Origin of the sequence: Kitasatospora sp. NBC_01266 (assembly GCF_036242395.1) — a bacterium.
In the GTDB taxonomy this organism is placed as follows: Bacteria; Actinomycetota; Actinomycetes; order Streptomycetales; family Streptomycetaceae; genus Kitasatospora.
On sequence record NZ_CP108458.1, the window covers coordinates 4,718,330 to 4,738,167 of the forward strand.

Sequence of the window (19,838 nt, forward strand, 5' to 3'; positions counted from 1 at the left end):
TGTGCCTGCCGGCGCCGTGGCGGCCGACAGGTCATATCAGCCAGGTCCGTTCGCCAGGCCGCCGTTCGGGTGCATCTGCGCCTCAGCGGTCCGCGCGGGGTGGCACGATTCCGGAGTCGGCCGTACCGCCCACCGCGGACGGCCGTTCGCACCGCTCGTACACCCGTGCCGAGCGCGCTCGCCCGAGTGGGTGGCAGCGGCGGCGGTGGGGAACCCGCCCGGGGCGCCGGAGCGTGCAACCGGGCAGGGGCGACAAGGGCGGGATCTATCCGAGGGCAGGTGGTTGGTCGATGGAGGCGAACGGGGTGCCCGGTGAGCCCGTGGCACCGGAGCTGCCGGTGATCGGGGCGCTGGGCCTCGACGAGCTGCGCACGCTGCGCAGGGACGCCCTGGAGCAGGAGGCCGACCTCTCCTACCTGCGCCGGCTGCTGCAGGGCCGGGTGGACATCCTGCGGGCCGAGCTGGACCGCCGCACGCTCGACCGCCGGCCGCGCCGGCCGCTGCCGGACGCCGGCCAGGAGACCCTGCTGCACCGGCTGCCGCAGATCCTCGCCGACGCTCCCTCCAACGTGCGCCAGTCGGCCCGGCACGTGACCCTGGGCACCCCGCGCGGCGAGCAGTACCAGGCGCAGGCGGACGCCCTGATGGGCGACGTCCAGCTGGCCGACCTGGCCGCGCACGCGTGTGCCGAGCTGCTCGCGGCGCTGGACCGGCTCACCGCGCACGAGCGCGAGGTCTCCGGGCGCCGCCAGTCGCTGCAGCGCACGGCGGACGGCTGCGGGGCGGAAATCACCCGGCGGTACCGTGAGGGGGAAGCGCGGGTCGACGACCTGCTGGCCGGCGGCCCGCTGCCCGACTGAGATCCAGTGGGCGACGGCGGTCGGCTTCCCCTCTCCTGCTCCGGAAGGCTGCCACCGATGCCAGACTCCGCCGCTCTGTCGCCCGTCCTCGCCGAGGTCGTCCGATCCGGCTTCACCGAGGGACACCACCGCGGCTCCCTGGTGGTGCTCGCCCCCGACGGCTCGGTCGAGTTCGCGCTCGGCGAGCCGGAGCGGCCGATCTTCCCGCGCTCCTGCAACAAGCCCTTCCAGGCGGTCGCCACGCTGCGGGCGGGTCTGCCGATCGAGGGCGAGCTGCTGGCCCTGGCGGCCGCCAGCCACTCCGGCGAATCGTTTCACCTGGACGGGGTGCGGACCATCCTGTCCGGCGCGGGCCTGGGCACCGACGCCCTGCAGACCCCGCCCGACCTCCCGCTGGACCCGACCGAGGCCGAGGCGTACCTGGCGGCCGGCGGGAGCCGCGAGCCGTTGGTGATGAACTGCTCGGGCAAGCACGCCGCCTGGCTGGCCGCCAGCCTGGCCAACGGCTGGCAGACCGCGAGCTACCTGGACCCGGCGCACCCGATCCAGCGGCTGGCCCACGAGGCCCTGGAGGAGGCGAGCGGCGAGTCGATAGCCGCCGCCGGCACGGACGGCTGCGGGGCCCCGCTGCTGGCCGTCTCGCTGGTGGGCCTGGCCCGCGGCTACGCCTCGCTGCTGCGGGCGCCCGAGGGCAGCGCCCAGCGCCAGGTCGCCGACGCGATGCGCGCCCACCCCGAGTACGTGGCCGGCACCCGCCGCCCGGACACCTGGCTGATGCGGGCGATCCCGGGCACGCTCTCCAAGATGGGCGCCGAGGCGGTGCAGGCGGTGGCACTGCCGGACGGCCGGGCGCTGGCCTTCAAGATCGACGACGGCGCCGGCCGGGCGCTCGGCCCGGTGCTGGCGGCGATGCTGCGCCGGCTCGGCCACACCGACCCGGTGCTGGACCGGATCGGCAGCGCCCCGCTGCACGGCGGCGCCGCGGTGGTCGGCGAGATCCGCGCGGTCGTCCCGGCGTGATCCCTCACCTTCGCCCTCGGTCGTGCGACCGAGGGCGGAGGTTAAGCATCACGCATCAGTGCGCGTCGCCGGACTCCGCCAGGCGCTTGACCGAAGCGGTGATCTCGGTCTCGGCCTCGAGGCGGCCGACCCACTCGGCACCCTCGACCGACTTGCCGGGCTCCAGGTCCTTGTAGACCTCGAAGAAGTGCTGGATCTCCAGGCGGTCGAACTCCGACACGTGGTGGATGTCCCGCAGGTGCTCCCAGCGCGGGTCGGTGGCGGGCACGCACAGCAGCTTGTCGTCGCCGCCGGCCTCGTCCGTCATCTTGAACATGCCGATCGCGCGGCACTTGATCAGGCAGCCGGGGAAGGTCGGCTCGTCCAGGATGACCAGGGCGTCCAGCGGGTCGCCGTCCTCGCCGAGAGTGCCCTCGACGAAGCCGTAGTCGGCCGGGTAGCGGGTCGAGGTGAAGAGCATCCGGTCAAGGCGAAGGCGACCGCTCTCGTGGTCGACCTCGTACTTGTTGCGGGAGCCCTTCGGGATCTCGATGGTGACGTCGAACTCCAACGGTTCCTCCAAGGTAGGGACTGACAGAATCCAAGTGTCTCCTACGGGAGGGAGTGCTGTGGAAAGGGGCTGGGCTGTGGCAGGCACGGGGACTCGCAGGAGTCTGGGAGCAACGGTGGTGGCGGGGCTGACGGGACTCGCCCTGCTGACCGCGGGGGGCCCGGCGTATCCGCAGGTGCCGGACGGGAGCACCGCCGCCGCGCCGCCCGCCCCGCCGGTGCTCACCCCGGCCGTCACCACCGGTACCGACGGCCTGCCGAGTGCCGCGGGCCTGCAGGCCGCGCTCGGCCAGCTCCCCTCGGACAAGGCGCTGGGCACGCTGATCTTCGCGATCAGCGACGGTGCCACCGGCAAGCTGCTGCTGGGCCTGGGCGAGAACATTCCGTTCACCCCGGCCTCCACCACCAAGCTGGCCACCTCGGTGGCCGCGCTGAGCCTGCTGCCGGCGGACACCCGGCTGACCACCAAGGTGGTGCACGGCGCCACCCCGGCCGACATCGTGCTGGTCGGCGGCGGCGACCCGACGCTGACCGGTCTGACGCCCGACCAGATCCGGATCGGCGGCGCTCCGGTGGACGCCGACTCGGCCCCGGCCTCGCTGCCGGACCTGGCCAGGCAGACCGCCACCGCGCTCAAGGCCACCGGGGTGACCAGCGTCCAGCTGTCCTACGACACCTCGCTGTACAGCGGCCCGGCTGAGCACAAGTACAACGACAACTACAACATCGGCCCGATGTCGCCGCTGATGATCGACGAGGGCCGGGTGACCGCCACCCAGGACATCGACGCCCCGGCCCGGGTCGCCGACCCGGCCGCCCAGGCGGCGGCCAAGTTCGCCGACCTGCTCGCTGCCCAGGGCGTGGCGGTGAGCGGCAAGCCCGCCCAGGGCCAGGCCCCGGCCGGCGCGGACCCGATCGCCCAGGTGCAGTCGCCGACCCTGCCCCGGCTGGTGGAGCGGCTGCTGACCAACTCCGACAACACGCTGGCCGAGGCGGTGGCCCGGCAGGTGGCGCTGGCCCAGCACCTGCCGGCCAGCTACGACGGCGCCGCGCAGGCGGTGACCAAGACGATCACCGGCCTCGGCATCCCGATGACGGGCGTGCAGCTGAACGACGGCAGCGGCCTGAACGTGAACAACACCATCCCGCCGATCGTGCTCTCCGACCTGCTCACGCTGGCCGCCTCGGCCGACCATCCGCAGCTGCGCCCGGTGCTCACCGGCCTGCCGATCGCCGCCTTGACCGGCACGCTGAACGCCCGCTTCACCGCCGCCCAGGGCTCGGCCGCCGGAGCCGGCGTGGTGCGGGCCAAGACCGGCAGCCTGAGCGGCGTCAACACGCTGGCCGGCACGGTGGTGGACGCCGACGGGCGGCTGCTGGTCTTCGCGCTGATGACCAAGACCACCGCCGACGCGAACGTGGCGCGCGCCGCGATGGACCGGATCGTGGCCAAGTTGGTGCTCTGCGGCTGCAAGTGACCCGGCGTGCGCGGAAGGGGTGGGTCAGCGGCCCCGCAGCACGTACCGTGAGGGCATGACGAGCGCGAGCGGCGGTGCTGACATGGTCGACTGGAATCTCGCGGTCGCGACGGCGACCCGGCTGGCCAGGCCGGGACCGCAGGTCAGCCGCGAGGAGGCCCGCACGGTGGTGGCCGAGCTGCGCCGGCACGCGCTGACCGCCGAGGACGCGGTGCGCGGCTACACCGGGATGCGCGCGGCCCGACTGGCCGCCGACGGGGCCGCACCGGTCCTGGTGGTGGACCGCGCCGGCTGGGTGCGCGCCAACGTGGCGGGCTTCCGCACGGTGATCCGCCCGCTGACCCGCAAGCTCGCGGCCAAGCGGTCCGAGGCGCCCGGCGGCGCGGTGCTCGGTGCGGTCGGCGAGAAGCTCACCGGGGTCGAGGTGGGCGCGGTGCTGGCGCTGCTCTCCGGCAAGGTGCTCGGCCAGTACGAGACCTTCGCCGCCGACGAGGCGCTGCCGCCCGCCCCCGACAGCCCGGCCGGGCTCTTCGAGCAGCCGGCCACCGGGACCGGCCGGCCGGGTCCCGGGCGGCTGCTGCTGGTGGCGCCGAACATCGTCCAGGTGGAGCGGGAGCTGGACGTCGACCCGCACGACTTCCGGCTCTGGGTCTGCCTGCACGAGGAGACCCACCGCACCCAGTTCAGCGCGGTGCCCTGGCTGCGCGACCACGTGCAGTCCGAGGTGCAGGCCTTCCTGGCCGAGGCCGACGTCGAGCCGATGGCGCTGCTGGAGCGGCTGCGCGAGGCGCTGGCGCCCGGTGAGCGCCCGCCGGGCGGCAGCGGCACCCTGCTGGACGTGGTGCAGACCCCGGGCCAGCGCGAGATCCTCGCCCGGCTGACCGCCGTGATGTCCCTGCTGGAGGGCCACGCCGACGTGGTGATGGACGGGGTGGGCCCGGCCGTGGTGCCGAGCGTGCTGGAGATCCGGGAGAAGTTCCAGCGCCGCCGCGACCGGGGTGCCGGCCGGCTCGACCTGATGCTGCGCAAGCTGCTCGGGATGGACGCCAAGCTGCGCCAGTACCAGGACGGTGCGGTCTTCGTGCGCGGCGTGCTGGACCGGATCGGGATGGACGGCTTCAACCGGGTCTGGACCTCGCCGAACACCCTGCCGACCAAGGACGAGATCCACGACCCGGCCGCCTGGGTGGCCCGAGTCGGACGCCAGTCCCAGCCGAAGCCCCCGGACGAGTGAGGGGGTGGGGCGATGGAACGTTTCTGCATTCACCCGTCCGTGGGACGGTGGTCGTACCGGTGGCGCGGGTGGCCTGAGCATGCCCGCCTTTCTGCGACGATCTGTGAGCGTTCGGTCACCCATCCAGCCTGAGGAGTTGCTCCACCGTGGGCCCACACCCCGCTGTCGCGGCGATACGCCTGGCCGTCCGCCGCGCTCTGATGGACCTGGCGGCCGAGGCCGCCGTCCCGATCCCGGCCGCCGCGCTGCGCGGCGTCGCCACCCCGGTTCCGGTGCCGGTCGGCGCCCTCGCCGCCGCTCCCGGCCCGGCCACCGTGCTGATCGGCAACGCCCGCCGCCACCCTTCCGGGCTGCCGCGCACTCCCGCCGCCCCCGGCTCCCCGCTGGTCCTGGTCGCCGTCTCCGGCGGCGCGGACTCCATGGCGCTCGCCACCGCCACCGCCTTCGAGGCCCCCAAGCTGGGCCTGCGGGTCGGCGCGGTCACCGTCGACCACGGTCTGCAGGACGGCTCCGCCGACCGCGCCCGCCAGGTCGCCGAGCGGCTGCGCGCCCTCGGCCTCGACCCGGTGGAGGCGGTCCCGGTGCGGGTCGGCCGGCAGGGCGGCCCCGAGGCGGCGGCCCGCGACGCCCGGTACGCCGCGCTGGACGAGGCGGCCGAGCGGCACCAGGCGCTGGCCGTCTTCCTCGGCCACACCCGCGACGACCAGGCCGAGACGGTGCTGCTGGGCCTGGCCCGCGGCTCCGGGGCCCGCTCACTGGCCGGCATGCCCGCGCAGAAGGGCCGCTACCGCCGCCCGCTGCTCGACCTGGACCGCGCGGCCACCCGCCAGGCCTGCGCCGTGCAGTCCATCCCGGTCTGGGACGACCCGCACAACCTCGATCCCGCCTACACCCGCGCCCGGGTCCGCCACGAGGTGCTCCCGGTGCTGGAGAAGCACCTGGGCGGCGGCGTGGTGGAGGCGTTGGCCCGCACCGCCCGGCTGTTCCGGGACGACGCGGACGCCCTGGACCTGTGGGCCGAGCGGGCCGAACTGGAGCTGGGGCGGGCCGATCCGCAGGACGGCAGCCGCTCGCTGCGGGTGCCGGGCCTGGCCGAGTTGCCCGCGGCGGTGCGCCGCCGGGTGCTGCGCCGGGTGGCGCTGCGCACCGGCTCACCGGCCGGGGACCTGTTCGCCCGGCACCTGGAGGCGGTGGACCTGCTGGTCACCGGCTGGCGCGGTCAGGGGCCGCTCCAGCTACCCGGGGGCGTCGAGGTCACCCGTAGGTGTGGCAACCTGGTGTTTCGGCGGCAGGACGACTGACCGTCGGCACAGGACCACAAACCCTTGAGGACGTACTCCCGGTGGACGACAAGGACATGGGCGCCGATCTGGCGAAGGTGCTCATCAGCAAGGACGAGATCGACGCGAAGCTGCTGGAGCTGGCGGAGCGGATCGACCGGGACTACGCCGGGAAGGACCTCCTGATCGTCGGTGTCCTCAAGGGCGCGGTCATGGTGATGGCCGACCTCGCCCGGGCGCTGCACTCCCAGGTCACCATGGACTGGATGGCGGTCTCCTCCTACGGCATGGGCACCAAGTCCTCCGGCGTGGTGCGGATCCTCAAGGACCTGGACACCGACATCGCCGGGCGCGACGTGCTGATCGTCGAGGACATCATCGACTCCGGGCTGACCCTGTCCTGGCTGCTGGGCAACCTGGGCTCGCGCGGCCCGGCCTCGCTGGAGGTCTGCGCCCTGCTCCGGAAGCCGGACGCGGCCAAGGTCGAGATCGACGTCAAGTACGTCGGCTTCGACATTCCCAACGAGTTCGTGGTGGGCTACGGGCTGGACTACGCGGAGAAGCTCCGCAACCTCCCGTTCATCGGTACGCTCGCCCCACACGTCTACGGCGGCTGAGCCGGAACCTGAGCCCTTCGGGGAACACCTCACCGGTCTCACCCGTTGGAGTCGGCGAACCCACAACTGGACAGAACCGTACCGCCGTGCTTCCACAGAGCGGGGCACGACTGCTGTACGGTCAAATTACCTGCTCGTCGTACCACAGCGGCGATGGCGAGCTAAGTGCATATGCACATCCCAGATGCGCCGGCGGCCGAAAGACCGGCCGGTGCCGTTGAGTGGCAGGAGGGACGGGGCGGCAACGCCCCGCATGGATGGACGTCAAGCGATACTTCCGCGCGCCGATCGCATGGATCCTCCTGGCAGTCGTCGCCGTCATTGTGCTGATGAACGTCGTTTCGGACTCGAACGGCTACAAGACGGTGGACACCGGCCAGGTGGTGGCGGCGATCAACGCTGGCCAGGTCCAGCAGGCCCAGCTCACCACTGGTGACTCGAACACGATCAAGATCCAGCTGAAGGACGGCGCCACGCTGCCGATCGGCAGCCCCGGCAAGGCCCCCTCGGGTACCAAGTTCCAGGCCTCCTACATCGGGGACCAGGGCAAGGACCTGGCCGAGACGATGTCCTCGGCGCCGGGCAAGATGCCCCCGCAGGGCTACACGATCAGCCCCGAGAAGCAGTCGACCTTCGTCAGCCTGCTGCTGTCGATGCTGCCGATCGTCATCATCGTGCTGGTCTTCCTGTTCCTGATGAACCAGATGCAGGGTGGCGGCTCCCGGGTCATGCAGTTCGGCAAGTCCAAGGCCAAGCTGCTCACCAAGGACACCCCGAAGACCACCTTCTCCGACGTGGCCGGTGCCGACGAGGCCGTCGAGGAACTCCACGAGATCAAGGAGTTCCTGCAGGAGCCGGCCAAGTTCCAGGCGGTCGGCGCCAAGATCCCCAAGGGTGTGCTGCTCTACGGCCCGCCCGGGACCGGCAAGACCCTGCTGGCCCGCGCCGTCGCGGGTGAGGCGGGCGTGCCGTTCTACTCCATCTCCGGTTCGGACTTCGTCGAGATGTTCGTCGGTGTCGGTGCCTCCCGGGTCCGTGACCTGTTCGAGCAGGCCAAGGCGAACGCCCCGGCGATCGTCTTCGTCGACGAGATCGACGCCGTCGGCCGGCACCGCGGTGCGGGTCTGGGCGGCGGTCACGACGAGCGCGAGCAGACCCTCAACCAGCTGCTGGTCGAGATGGACGGCTTCGATGTCAAGGGTGGCGTGATCCTGATCGCCGCCACCAACCGCCCGGACATCCTGGACCCGGCGCTGCTGCGTCCCGGTCGCTTCGACCGCCAGATCGCGGTCGACCGCCCGGACCTGCAGGGCCGCCTGGAGATCCTCAAGGTGCACCAGAAGGGCAAGCCGGTCGCGCCGGACGTCGACCTCAAGGCCGTCGCCAAGCGCACCCCGGGCTTCACCGGTGCGGACCTGGCGAACGTCCTCAACGAGGCCGCGCTGCTGACCGCCCGCTCGGACAAGAAGCTGGTGGACAACGGCATCCTGGACGAGGCGATCGACCGCGTGGTCGCGGGTCCGCAGAAGCGCACCCGGATCATGTCGGAGAAGGAGAAGAAGATCACCGCGTACCACGAGGGCGGCCACGCCCTGGTCGCGGCGGCTTCCCCGAACGCCGACCCGGTGCACAAGATCACCATCCTGTCCCGCGGCCGGGCGCTCGGCTACACCATGGTGCTGCCGGACGAGGACAAGTACTCGACCACCCGTAACGAGATGCTCGACCAGCTGGCCTACATGCTGGGCGGGCGCGCGGCGGAGGAGCTGGTCTTCCACGACCCGACCACCGGCGCCTCGAACGACATCGAGAAGGCCACCGCCACCGCCCGGGCGATGGTCACCCAGTACGGCATGACCGAGCGGCTGGGCGCGATCAAGTTCGGTTCGGACAACTCCGAGCCGTTCCTGGGCCGTGAGATGGGCCACCAGCGCGACTACTCGGAAGAGGTCGCCGGGCTGGTGGACGAAGAGGTCAAGAAGCTCATCGAGAACGCGCACAACGAGGCCTGGGAGATCCTGGTCGAGAACCGCGACGTGCTCGACAACCTGGTTCTGGAGCTCCTCGAGAAGGAGACCCTGAACAAGGAGCAGATCGCCGAGATCTTCACCCCCGTGGTGAAGCGCCCGGCCCGGCCCGCCTGGACCGGCTCGTCGCGCCGCACCCCGTCGACCCGCCCGCCGGTGCAGTCCCCGAAGGAGCTGGCGCTGACCAACGGCGCCGCCGCCTCCGTGGACGCCGCCCCGGTGGACATCGTCAAGCTCCCGCCGCTGGGCGGGGACGCCACCGGCGAGCACTGATCGCCGAGGGCTGACCGCACGGCGGAATGGATGCCGCGTTTCCAGGGTTTGTACCCTGGAGGCGCGGCATTCGTGCTGCTCAGGCTTGTTCACCCGCTCCAGCAACTTGCGAGGCCCGCATGATCGACCCGGTGACGCTCGACGGACAGTCCGCCGTCGGCTCCTTCGACCAGAAGCGCGCCGAGAACGCGGTGCGGGAACTGCTGATCGCGGTGGGCGAGGACCCGGACCGCGAGGGGCTGCTGGAGACCCCGGCCCGGGTGGCCCGTGCGTACAAGGAGATATTCGCCGGCCTCTGGCAGCAGCCCGAGGAGGTGCTCACCACCACCTTCGACCTCGGCCACGACGAGATGGTGCTGGTCAAGGACATCGAGGTGTTCTCCACCTGCGAGCACCACCTGGTGCCGTTCCAGGGGGTCGCGCACGTCGGCTACATCCCGTCCACCAGCGGCAAGATCACCGGGCTGTCCAAGCTGGCCCGCCTGGTCGACGTCTTCGCCCGCCGCCCCCAGGTGCAGGAGCGGCTGACCAGTCAGGTCGCCGACTCGCTGATGCGGATCCTGGAGCCGCGCGGCGCCATCGTGGTGATCGAGTGCGAGCACATGTGCATGTCGATGCGCGGGATCCGCAAGCCCGGGGCCAAGACCATCACCTCGGCGGTCCGCGGTCAGCTGCGCGACCCCGCCACCCGCAACGAGGCGATGAGCCTGATCATCGGTCGCTGACCGGTCGGCCGCCGGGACCGGGAGCGGTCAGCCGACCGGCTCCCGGTCCGGCGCCGCCGCCAGGTGGTCGCCGCTCCACTCCAGGGCGGCGGGCAGCTCCCGGCGCCAGGTGTCGAAGGTGTGGCCGCCGTCGGGCAGGAAGAGCGAGTCGACGGTGAACTCCGGGTGGGCGGCGCTGACCTGTTTGGCGGTGGCCAGGAACTGCTGGGTGGCCGCGTAGTCGTCCTCGGTCCTGGTGCTGACCACCAGCAGCGCCGAACGGGGCACCGGCTCGTTGTGCAGCCGCCAGCTCAGGTCGTAGCCCTGGGCCAGTTGCTGGTTGCCGTTGAACAGGTCGCCGGTGGTCCAGTCCGGCTGCACCTGGTAGTCCGCGTGCAGCGCCGCCGCCGAGCCGTAGCTGCCCGGATCGCGCATCGCCAGGCGCAGCGCGCAGCTGCCGCCGGTGGAGTAGCCGAAGACGCCCCAGGAGCCCGGGGAGCGGCTGACCCGGTAGGCGGAGCGCAGCGCGGCCGGCACGTCCTTGGCGAACCAGGTCTCGCTCTGCGGCCCGCCGGGCACGTCCACGCACTCGGTGTTGCGCGGGGTGACGCCGGGGCGGGCCATCACCACCACGGTCGGCGCCATCTTGCCGGTGCGCTGGAGCTCCCAGGCGGTCTGCGGAGTGCGCAGCTCGCTGAGCAGGTTCAGCGGCCCGCCCGGGAAGCCGGCCAGGGTGAGCAGCACCGGGAAGCGCTCCCGGCTGTACTTCGGATTGAAGTACTCGGGTGGCAGGTAGATGAACATCTGGTCGGAGAGTCCGGTGGCCTTGCCGTTCACCCGAATGGACTCAACCCGGCCCACCTCTTCCGGCTTGCCCTGCGGCAGGTCGGTGATGCCGGACAGGCCGCCCTCGTCGGTCGGTTGGACCAGGGCGTCGCCGGTCGGCGGCCCGCCCTTCCCGCCGCTCAGCCCCGGGCCGAGCGCCAGCGTGCTGGTGTCCGGGGCGAGCAGGTCCCGCCAGGAGCTGTAGAAGCCGTAGGCGTCGTTGACGGTCAGTCCGCAGACCGCCAGGACGGCCAACTGAGTGAGTGTCAGCAGACCGAGGCGGCCCAGCAGTGGCAGCGGCCGCTGGCGGGCCAGCCGTGGCCAGAGCCAGAGCGTGGTCAGCAGGGTCAGCACGGCCAGTGCCGCAACGGCGTACACCAGCACGCTGCTGGTCAGTTCCATCCCAGAGCCTCCCCCTCGCGGGGCCGGACGATCTGTCGGGGCGTCATGCCCCAGCTTCAAATGACTTGGGCAGTTGGGCAACGCGACGTGAACGGCGAGCGGCACGGGCACGCCGGTGGCTGCCGGTCGGCTTCACCCACAGGAACCAAGGCTCTAGACTTCGGCGTCGCCACTCGTGCGGGGGGCGCGGATCGGCCGCCCGGCGGTCGGTCCGACGCAGGTGGACCAGCCATTACTCGCTCTTGACGGTCGCATGGCCACGGTAAGGACATACGTATGAAGGCCCATCACGGCTCATCCTCCGGGGTGACCGGGCAGCCGCGCGAAACCTCTACGCTGAGTTTCCATGAGCGTTCCCGTGTCCACTGAGTCCTCCTCTCAGTCCCCGGAGCAGCCCCGCCGGCGGGGGCTGCAGACGCTGCGCAGCCAGGCCGCCGCCGTCCCCCGGGCCTGGCTCCCGGGCGCGGTCGGGTACACCTGCCTGCTGATCGGCCTGATGGACATCGCCAGCGCGGTCTTCCCCAAGCTGCGCAAGACCCGGATGCACACCTGGGCCGGCCAGCTGCCGGGCACCACCACCACGCTGGCCACCGCGGGCACCCTGCTGGTCGGCATCCTGCTGGTGCTGCTGGCGCACGCGCTGCGCCGGCGCAAGCGGCGGGCCTGGCGGATGGTCTGCGTGCTGCTGCCGGTCGGCGCCGCGCTGCACATCCTGCGCTGGCACCAGATGGGCCCCGCGGTGGTCTCGCTGGCGGTGCTGGTCGTGCTGCTGGTGCACCGTCGCGAGTTCTACGCCAAGGCCGACCCGCGCACCCGCTGGCGGGCGCTGCTCAACCTGGTCGTGATGGGCACGGTCAGCCTGGGTCTCGGCTTCCTGATCGTCAGCGCCCACCCGCGGCGCGAGATGGGCACGCCGAGCCTGTTCGACCGGGTGCACGAGACCGTCTGGGGCCTGTTCGGCCTGGACGGGCCGATCAGCTACCACCCGGACCGGATCGGCGACGTGGTGGGCTACTCGCTGGCCGGGCTGGGCCTGCTGACCGCCGTCTCCACCGCCTACCTGCTGCTGCGCCCGGAGAAGCCGGAGCCGGAGCTGACCTCCGACGAGGAGGTCAGGGTCCGTGCCCTGCTGGAGCGGCACGGCGAGCGCGACTCGCTGGGCTACTTCGCGCTGCGCCGGGACAAGAGCGTGCTCTTCTCGCCGACCGGCAAGGCCGCGATCTCCTACCGGGTGGTCTCCGGGGTGATGCTCGCCTCCGGTGACCCGGTGGGTGACGTGGAGGCCTGGCCGGGCGCGATCAAGGTCTTCATGGCGCAGGCCCGCGAGCACGCCTGGGTGCCGGCCGTGATGGGCTGCAGCGAGGTCGGCGGCGAGGTCTGGACCCGGGAGGCCGGGCTGGACGCGCTGGAGCTGGGCGACGAGGCGATCGTGGACGCCAGCACCTTCTCGCTGGCCGGCCGGGCGATGCGCAACGTGCGCCAGATGGTCAAGCGGATCGAGCGCAACGGCTACTCCTGCCAGGTCCGCCGGGTCGGCGACCTGAGCCCGGCGGAGAAGGCCAGGATCGCGGACGCCGCCGCCCGCTGGCGCGGCACGGACACCGAGCGCGGTTTCTCGATGGCGCTGGGCCGTTTCGGTGACGCGGCCGACGACGACTGCGTGGTGGTCACCGCGCACAAGGCCCCGGAGGAGGGGGAGCCGTCGAGCGGCACAGCCGGGGACGACCTCAAGGCCGTGCTGCACTTCGTGCCCTGGGGACCGGACGGCATCTCGCTGGAGCTGATGCGCCGGGACCGGGCGGCCGACCCCGGCCTGAACGAGCTCCTGATCGTCGCGGCGCTGCAGGCGGTGCCCGCCCTGGGTGTGCGCCGGGTCTCGCTGAACTTCGCGATGTTCCGCTCGGCGCTGGCCCGCGGCGAGCGGATCGGCGCCGGGCCGGTGCTGCGGGCCTGGCGCGGGCTGCTGGTCTTCCTGTCGCGCTGGTTCCAGATCGAGTCGCTGTACAAGTTCAACGCCAAGTTCCAGCCGGAGTGGGAGCCGCGGTTCCTGGTCTACCCGAGCACCCGTGACCTGCCGCGGATCGGCTTCGCCGCGATGCAGGCCGAGGCGTTCATCACGCTGGGCATGCCGAAGTTCGGGCGCAAGCGCCAGCGCCAGGGCCTGATGCCGACCCCGGCCGGCGAGCCGGGCTCGATCGCCCCGGCCGCCTAGTCGGTTTCCGGCCAGCCGGACCGGGCGGCGGGGCGATCGATAATGGCCCCATGAACAACCCGCTGCCCGGCCTGTCCGCTCTTGACCGCTGCGCCGTGATGGGCGTCGTCAACGTCACCCCCGACTCCTTCTCGGACGGCGGGCTATGGCTTGATCCGAGCGCCGCGGTGGCGCACGGCCTGGGCCTGGTGGCCCGGGGCGCGGACCTGGTGGACGTCGGCGGGGAGTCGACCCGCCCCGGCGCCAGGCGGGTCACCGAGCAGGAGGAGCTGCGCCGGGTGCTCCCGGTGGTCCGGGAGCTGGCCGCGGCGGGGGTGGTCGTCTCGGTCGACACGATGCGGGCCGCGGTCGCCGAGCAGGCGCTGGCGGCCGGTGCCGCCCTGGTCAACGACGTCTCCGGCGGTCTGGCCGACCCGGCGATGGCCCAGGTGGTGGCCGAGCACGGCGCGCCGTTCGTGGTGATGCACTGGCGCGGCCAGTCCGCCGACATGGAGGGCCGCGCGGTCTACCAGGACGTGGTGCGCGACGTGCTGGACGAGCTGACCGCGCGGATCGAGGCGCTGCTGGCGGCCGGCGTCAAGGAGGAGCAGCTGATCCTGGACCCGGGGCTCGGTTTCGCCAAGACCAGTGCGCACAACTGGGCGCTGCTCGGTGGTTTGGACGCGCTCACCGCCTTGGGTCGCCCGGTCCTGGTGGCCGCATCGCGAAAGCGCTTCCTGGGTACGCTGCTGGCCGACCCCGAAACCGGGGAGCTGCGCCCGGCCCGGCAGCGCGATGACGCCACGGCGGCGATCTCGGTGCTCTCGGCCCGGGCCGGTGCCTGGGCCGTCCGAGTGCACGACGTGGCGGGTACGGCGGACGCGGTCCGCGTGGTGGCCGCCTGGCGTGCGGCGGGGGCGAGCTGAGCTGACGGAAGTGGGTGGTGGCGTGACTGGTGACGGAACGGCCGGTAACGGCATGCTGGGCAACGGCGCGGCGGCCTCGGCCGCCGCTGACCGCGAGGCCGTGCTGGCCGCCAACCAGCGGCTCTACGAGGCCCTGGAGAACGGCGACCTGGAGGCCATCGAGGAGGTCTGGCTCTCCGCTGCGGACGCCGACGACAAGACCGGCGTGGTGTGCGTGCACCCCGGCTGGCCGGTGTTGCGCGGGCGGGCCCAGGTCACCCGCTCCTATCTGCTGATCATGATGAACACCGAGTACATCCAGTTCTTCCTGACCGATGTCGAGGTCGAGGTGCAGGGCGATACGGCCCTGGTCACCTGCACCGAGAACATCCTCTCCGGCGGCGAGGCCGAGGAGGAGGGCGAGCTGGGTCCGCTGGTCGGCGGCAAGGTGGTCTCCACCAACCTGTTCCGGCGCACCGCGTCCGGTTGGCGGCTCTGGTCGCACCATGGTTCACCCGTGCTGACCAGCGGGGATGACGAGGACGAGGACTGACCCGCAGGGCCGTCGGAGTCCGGGGGTAGATTCGCCGAGGGTAGATTCGATGGACGGCGGGCGATGGCGCCTGCCGTTCCAAGATCAGGAGCAGTGATTCAGTTGCTGGACCGCGTCACCCTGCGGGGCCTGCGCGCCCGCGGCCACCACGGCGTCTTCGAGCGTGAGCGGATCGAGGGGCAGACCTTCGTGGTCGACCTCGTGCTCTTCCTCGACACCCGCCCGGCCGCCTCCGGCGACGACCTCACCCGCACGGCCCACTACGGGATCGTCGCGGAGGAGGTCACCGCGATCATCTCGGGTGAGCCGGTGGACCTGATCGAGACCTTGGCCCAGCGAATCGCCGATCAGTGCCTCAAGCACGACGCGGTGGAGGAGGTCGAGGTCACCGTGCACAAGCCGGACGCGCCGATCACGGTGCCGTTCGACGATGTGACCATCACCATCCACCGGGGCCGCGCATGACGGTCCCGGTGATTCCCGCAGTCTCAGCCGCGGCCGCAGCCGTGCCACCAGTTGAAGAGGACTTCCGATGAGCACCAGCGACCCGACCGCCTCGCCGACCACGTTCGACCTGGAGCACCGGCTCGACAGCGTCGACTCCACCCTGCAGAACCCGCGCACGGCGGTGGTGGCCCTCGGCAGCAACCTGGGCAACCGGCTGGAGACCCTGCAGGGCGCCGTGGACGCGCTGGCGGACACTCCCGGGCTGAGGATCACCGGGGTCTCCGCGGTCTTCCAGACCGCGGCCCTGGGTACTCCCGGCGAGCAGCCCGACTACTACAACGCGGTGGCGCTGCTGCGCACCACGCTGCCGCCCTACTCGCTGCTGGAGCGGGCGAACGCGATCGAGGACGCCTTCGGCCGCGAGCGCAAGGTCCGCTGGGGCGCCCGGACGCTGGACGTCGACATCCTCAGCTACGAGAACGTGCTGAGCACCGACCCGGTGCTGCTGCTGCCGCACCCGCGCGCGCACGAGCGGGTCTTCGTGCTCGCGCCGTGGACCGATGTCGACCCGGCCGGCGAGCTGCCGGGACACGGCAACGTGGCCGAACTGCTGGCCGGGCTCGGCGGCGAGGGTGCCCAGGGCGTGCGGCGGCGCACCGACATCCAGCTCCGGCTGCCGGAGTGAGGGCCGCCGCAGTGGGCGGTGCTTGACCGGACACGCCGGTAATCGGCCGCTCGGGTGCGGGTACGGTGGGTTGGCGCTGCCCGCACCACCCACCGTCGGGAAGGACCCTCTTTCCAGTGAAGCCGCTCCGCCTCCGTCTCCTGCTCGGCATCTTCGTGGTCGCGACGGCGCTCTCCTGGGCCGGTGCCAAGCTGTGGAACTCGCTGGACACGCTGCCCGGGGTGCCGGCGGCGGCTCCGGTGGTGCTCGCGGTGATCGCCGTGATCCTGCTGGCGACGGCCATCTCGCTGCGCGGCCGGCTGAAGGCGATCCGGGACCGGGAGCCGGGGGCGAAGCGGGTGGACCCGCTGGGGGCCGCCCGGGCGCTGGTGCTCGGGCAGGCCAGCGCGCTGGTCGCGGCGCTGGTCAGCGGCGTCTACGCGGGCCTGGGTATCGAGCTGCTGACGCTGCCGGACTTCGACAGCCACAAGGGCCCGGCGATCACCGCGGGGCTCGCCGTGGTGGCCGGGGCCGGGGTGGTCGCGGCGGCGCTGTGGCTGCAGCACATCTGCAAGCTGCCCGAGGACGGCGGCAACGGTGGCGGCAAGGGTGCGGCGCCCTCGGCACGCTGACCATCCGTGGGCACGGGGTCGCGCTCGGTGGCGACCTTGATCTGTCAAGGTCGGGATCGGGCCTCAGGCTGACAATGCCGGTATTCGCACGCTAGTTTCTTGCCCATGCCTCGCGGACGCCATCGACACTCTTCTCTGCTCAGCCGCGCGCTGCCGCCCACCGCCGCCGCCGTGCTCACGGTGGCCGCGCTCGCCGCCCTGCTGGTCAGCGAGGACCGCCTGGTGGTCAGCTCGGTCGGCGTCGCGGCCCTCTGCGCGGTGCTGGGGCTGGCCCTGGTGCTGCGCCAGCGCGACCGTGCCGCGCGGGCGGCGGCGGATGCCGCGGCGCTGCGCCGGCTCCGCGAGGAGGAGCGCTTCGAGGAGCAGCTGGCGGAGGCCGAGTACGCCGCCGAGGTCGCCGAGGAGCGGGCCACCCGGCTCGGCCGGCGGCTGACGGCGGAGAAGGCGCGGCTGGCGAAGGCGGAGACCGAGATCGCCCGGCTGTTGCGCGAGCGCGCGGTGCTGGCCGCCGAGCAGGCGCTCAACGAGGCCGAGGCGGCCCAGCGGGCGATCGAGGCGGCCCGGCCCGCGCACCCGGTGACGCCGGTGGCCTACCTCAAGGCGGCGAACGCGCTGCGGGCCCTGGAGCGGCGGGCCGAGCGGGCGGCGGCCGAGACCGAGCGGGCGGCGCGCCGGACGACCGCGGCGGCGCTGCCCGAGGTCCGCACCGCGCATGCCCCGGCGGTGCCGGTCGAGCGGATCGGCCGGCTGGAGCCCGCCGCGCCGCAGGCCGAGCGTCCCGCGGTGGCCGCCTCGCCGGTGCGCCCGGTGCTGGCGGGCCCGGCCGAGACGGCCGCCGCCGCCTCGGTGCTCCCGGTCGAGCGGCAGCGCCCGCGCCCGCAGCAGGGGGCGGCCAGGGGAGCCGGATTCAGCTTCTTCGACCGCAGCGCCGCGGTCCGGGCGGCGGCCCCCGCCCCCGCGGTGCGGTCGGTGACCGAGCTGACCGAGGTGGCCGAGCCGGCCGAGCAGGCCGGGCACCCCGGGCTGGTCGAGCGGCCCGCGCCGGCCGCCGCGCCGGTGACGGCGGGTCAGCAGGACCTGGCGGACGTGCTGGGCGACGAGGTGGCGGCGGAGCAGGAGCGTCCCGAGGTGGTCGACCTGACGCCGGAGGACGACACCGAGCTGCTCGACCTGGGCGAGCTGCGCGCCTCCCGGAGTAGCTGAGCCGGGCTCAGGTTCTCCTCGGCGGTCAGACCCGGGGGAAGCGGGCCTGGACCGTCCAGATGTTCGGGTTGTCGGCCAGCTCGGGGTGCAGGTCGGTCAGATCGGCCAGCACGTCCTGCAGGAAGTCCCGGGCCTCGCGGCGCAGCTCCGCGTGCCGGACCACCAGGGGATCCTCGTCCAGCCAGGTGGCCGAGACCTCGACCAGGCCGAACCGGCGGGCGAACCGCAGCAGTTCGGTGGACTGGGTGAAGTCCAGGTCGGCCCGCTGGATCGTGGCGGCCCGGCTGCCGCGCGGGTCCTCGTCCAGCCGCTCGACGATGTCGCACAGCGCCCAGGCGAAGTCCAGCACCGGCACCCATCCCCAGGCTGTGGACAACTCCAGCTCTTCGTCCGCCAGGTAGACGTCGCCGCAGAACAGGTCATGGCGCAGCGTCCGGACCGCGGCGGTGCGGTAGTCGGTCTGCGGCGGGTCGGGGAAGCGCACGGACAGGGAGTAGCCGATCTCGATCACGCAGGCCATTGTCGCGGCCCGCGAGCGGTGGCGATAACCGGGTGACGGCACGGGGGCGGGCCGGGGATGATGGGCGTATGCCCGAGCCCATTCGCGTGCGGGGCTCGGTGGTGGTTCCGGAGGCCGAGCTCCAGTGGCGGTTCTCCCGCTCCAGCGGCCCCGGTGGCCAGCACGTCAACACCTCCGACACCCAGGTCGAGCTGCGCTACGACCTGGCCGCCTCGGCCGCCCTGCCCGAGGTGTGGAAGCTGCGCGCCCTGGAGCGCCTGGCCGCCCGCCTGGTGGACGGCAGGGTGCTGGTGGTGCGGGCCAGTGAGCACCGCTCCCAGTGGCGCAACCGCGAGATCGCGGCGGCCCGGCTGGCCTCGCTGCTGGCCGAGGCGACCGCGCCGCCGCCCAAGACCCGGCGGGCCACCAAGCCCAGCCGGGGCATGGTGGAGCGGCGGTTGGAGAACAAGAAGCGCCGCTCCGAGGTCAAGCGCGGGCGCGGCCCGATGCGGTCCGACTGAGACCGGCCGGCCACGGCCCGGCGGCTGCCGCCGGTCAGGCCAGGTGGCGGTAGCCGCCCCGGAAGTAGAGCAGCGGGCGGCCGTCCGGCGCGGGGACCCGGGCCTCCAGCACCCGCCCGATCAGCAGCGTGTGGTCGCCGGCCGTTATCCGCTGCTCGGTGCGGCACTCCACGGTCGCCAGCGCCCCGGTCACCAGCGGCGCGCCGCTGACCGGGCCCCGCTGGTGCGGGGTGTCGGCGAACAGCAGCCGGTCGCTGAGCCGCCCCTTCATCGCGAACCGCGAGGCCAGCGCCCGGTGCTGCTCGCCCAGCAGGGAGACCGCCCAGCAGTCGATCCGGGAGAGCAGCTCGTCCATCCGGGAGTCCTCGCGCACCGAGATCAGCACCAGCGGCGGCTCCAGCGAGACCGACAGGAACGAGGTGGCCGTCATCCCGGCGTCCTCGCCGATCCCGCCCTCGCCGTCCTCGCCGGTGTCATGGACGGTCACCAGCGCCACCCCGGCGGCGAGCTGGGACAGGGCGGCGCGGAACTCGTCCGGCGTGGCGAGGGAGGCAGCGGAGGGCTGCGGCGACATGGACACGTACCGCACGGTAGCCGCCGGGTGGGGGCGGCTGCATCAGGCGGTGGTCCTAGGCCCACGGTCCGGTCCGGTCGGCCGTCTGGCGGTCGCGGGTTCACCCTGGGCGGGGTCCGCCTCACTCCGGGCGGTGAAGCCGTGCGGCCCGCTGGCGGGCACGGGCTACAGCTTCGGATGTGCCCGACCGAACTCGAAGGTGTCCATCGCTGCATCGTGTCCGGGCATGACCGGGATGAACCGGGTTTGCTCAGCTATGCGTTGTGTGATTTGAGTCACAAGTGACGACCTATTGCTGACCGAGCGTGCCGATCGCTGTGCTCGCTGTGATTCAGTTCTTCTGGCAATCGGACGATAACCATCAAGACCTATCCGAAGAA

20 protein-coding genes are annotated in these 19,838 nt (G+C 72.7%); 16 read left to right on the forward strand and 4 right to left on the reverse strand.

From position 1 onward, the window contains the following. Window positions 1–290: 290 nt before the first annotated feature. A complete protein-coding gene (locus OG403_RS20675; RefSeq protein ID WP_329566523.1) occupies window positions 291–860 on the forward strand; it encodes an RsiG family protein in 570 nt (189 codons plus the stop codon). A gap of 57 nt (window positions 861–917) precedes the next feature. Continuing rightward, window positions 918–1,880, forward strand: a complete 963-nt coding sequence (locus OG403_RS20680) for an asparaginase (protein ID WP_329566525.1) — start codon at window positions 918–920, stop codon at window positions 1,878–1,880. Window positions 1,881–1,935: 55 nt separating this feature from the next. Here the strand turns inward: OG403_RS20680 and OG403_RS20685 are convergent, their stop codons facing one another. Beyond that, window positions 1,936–2,430: an inorganic diphosphatase gene (locus OG403_RS20685; RefSeq protein ID WP_266294928.1), complete on the reverse strand. Its 495-nt coding sequence runs from the start codon at window positions 2,428–2,430 to the stop codon at window positions 1,936–1,938. A gap of 118 nt (window positions 2,431–2,548) precedes the next feature. On the opposite strand from OG403_RS20685, the gene dacB reads away from it, so the two are divergent. From dacB to folE, 6 genes are all read left to right on the forward strand, one after another. Beyond that, window positions 2,549–3,907, forward strand: a complete 1,359-nt coding sequence (gene dacB, locus OG403_RS20690) for a D-alanyl-D-alanine carboxypeptidase/D-alanyl-D-alanine endopeptidase (RefSeq protein WP_329566527.1) — start codon at window positions 2,549–2,551, stop codon at window positions 3,905–3,907. Window positions 3,908–3,962: 55 nt separating this feature from the next. Continuing rightward, window positions 3,963–5,141, forward strand: a complete 1,179-nt coding sequence (locus OG403_RS20695) for a zinc-dependent metalloprotease (RefSeq protein ID WP_329566529.1) — start codon at window positions 3,963–3,965, stop codon at window positions 5,139–5,141. A gap of 146 nt (window positions 5,142–5,287) precedes the next feature. After that, a complete protein-coding gene (gene tilS / locus OG403_RS20700) occupies window positions 5,288–6,442 on the forward strand; it encodes a tRNA lysidine(34) synthetase TilS (protein ID WP_329566531.1) in 1,155 nt (384 codons plus the stop codon). Between the two features lie 41 nt (window positions 6,443–6,483). Further along, window positions 6,484–7,038, forward strand: a complete 555-nt coding sequence (hpt, locus tag OG403_RS20705; RefSeq protein ID WP_280689815.1) for a hypoxanthine phosphoribosyltransferase — start codon at window positions 6,484–6,486, stop codon at window positions 7,036–7,038. A 257-nt stretch (window positions 7,039–7,295) separates the two neighbouring features. Beyond that, window positions 7,296–9,338: an ATP-dependent zinc metalloprotease FtsH gene (gene ftsH, locus OG403_RS20710; protein WP_329566536.1), complete on the forward strand. Its 2,043-nt coding sequence runs from the start codon at window positions 7,296–7,298 to the stop codon at window positions 9,336–9,338. A gap of 119 nt (window positions 9,339–9,457) precedes the next feature. After that, a complete protein-coding gene (folE, locus tag OG403_RS20715; RefSeq protein WP_329566538.1) occupies window positions 9,458–10,063 on the forward strand; it encodes a GTP cyclohydrolase I FolE in 606 nt (201 codons plus the stop codon). A 27-nt stretch (window positions 10,064–10,090) separates the two neighbouring features. Here the strand turns inward: folE and OG403_RS20720 are convergent, their stop codons facing one another. Beyond that, window positions 10,091–11,269, reverse strand: a complete 1,179-nt coding sequence (locus tag OG403_RS20720; RefSeq protein ID WP_329566540.1) for an alpha/beta hydrolase — start codon at window positions 11,267–11,269, stop codon at window positions 10,091–10,093. A 346-nt stretch (window positions 11,270–11,615) separates the two neighbouring features. Here OG403_RS20720 and OG403_RS20725 point away from each other — a divergent pair, with 346 nt between their 5' ends. The 7 genes from OG403_RS20725 to OG403_RS20755 all read left to right on the forward strand — a co-directional run bounded on the left by OG403_RS20725 (window position 11,616) and on the right by OG403_RS20755 (window position 17,864). Continuing rightward, the gene (locus OG403_RS20725) at window positions 11,616–13,481 is read left to right on the forward strand and encodes a phosphatidylglycerol lysyltransferase domain-containing protein (protein ID WP_329566542.1); all 1,866 of its coding nucleotides are present in this window, start codon (window positions 11,616–11,618) and stop codon (window positions 13,479–13,481) included. Window positions 13,482–13,531: 50 nt separating this feature from the next. Continuing rightward, window positions 13,532–14,386, forward strand: a complete 855-nt coding sequence (gene folP / locus OG403_RS20730; protein WP_329566544.1) for a dihydropteroate synthase — start codon at window positions 13,532–13,534, stop codon at window positions 14,384–14,386. Window positions 14,387–14,438: 52 nt separating this feature from the next. Continuing rightward, on the forward strand, window positions 14,439–14,918 hold the full coding sequence (locus tag OG403_RS20735; RefSeq protein WP_329572396.1) for a nuclear transport factor 2 family protein: 480 nt from the start codon (window positions 14,439–14,441) through the stop codon (window positions 14,916–14,918). Between the two features lie 105 nt (window positions 14,919–15,023). Next, window positions 15,024–15,383 carry a dihydroneopterin aldolase gene (gene folB, locus OG403_RS20740; protein WP_329572398.1) on the forward strand — a complete coding sequence of 120 codons (360 nt, stop codon included), beginning with the start codon at window positions 15,024–15,026 and terminating at the stop codon, window positions 15,381–15,383. A gap of 67 nt (window positions 15,384–15,450) precedes the next feature. Next, window positions 15,451–16,050 (forward strand): 2-amino-4-hydroxy-6-hydroxymethyldihydropteridine diphosphokinase, encoded by a 600-nt coding sequence (folK, locus tag OG403_RS20745; protein ID WP_329566546.1) that lies wholly within the window; start codon window positions 15,451–15,453, stop codon window positions 16,048–16,050. Window positions 16,051–16,166: 116 nt separating this feature from the next. Beyond that, window positions 16,167–16,661 carry a DUF3180 domain-containing protein gene (locus OG403_RS20750; RefSeq protein ID WP_329566548.1) on the forward strand — a complete coding sequence of 165 codons (495 nt, stop codon included), beginning with the start codon at window positions 16,167–16,169 and terminating at the stop codon, window positions 16,659–16,661. 105 nt (window positions 16,662–16,766) lie between these two features. Beyond that, window positions 16,767–17,864 carry a hypothetical protein gene (locus OG403_RS20755; protein ID WP_329566550.1) on the forward strand — a complete coding sequence of 366 codons (1,098 nt, stop codon included), beginning with the start codon at window positions 16,767–16,769 and terminating at the stop codon, window positions 17,862–17,864. Between the two features lie 25 nt (window positions 17,865–17,889). Here OG403_RS20755 and OG403_RS20760 read toward each other — a convergent pair whose 3' ends face one another. Then, window positions 17,890–18,375 carry a hypothetical protein gene (locus OG403_RS20760; protein ID WP_329566552.1) on the reverse strand — a complete coding sequence of 162 codons (486 nt, stop codon included), beginning with the start codon at window positions 18,373–18,375 and terminating at the stop codon, window positions 17,890–17,892. A gap of 77 nt (window positions 18,376–18,452) precedes the next feature. On the opposite strand from OG403_RS20760, the gene arfB reads away from it, so the two are divergent. Then, the gene (gene arfB, locus OG403_RS20765; protein ID WP_329566554.1) at window positions 18,453–18,884 is read left to right on the forward strand and encodes an alternative ribosome rescue aminoacyl-tRNA hydrolase ArfB; all 432 of its coding nucleotides are present in this window, start codon (window positions 18,453–18,455) and stop codon (window positions 18,882–18,884) included. 34 nt (window positions 18,885–18,918) lie between these two features. Here the strand turns inward: arfB and OG403_RS20770 are convergent, their stop codons facing one another. Further along, window positions 18,919–19,458: a flavin reductase family protein gene (locus OG403_RS20770; protein WP_329572400.1), complete on the reverse strand. Its 540-nt coding sequence runs from the start codon at window positions 19,456–19,458 to the stop codon at window positions 18,919–18,921. Between the last annotated feature and the right edge of the window lie 380 nt (window positions 19,459–19,838).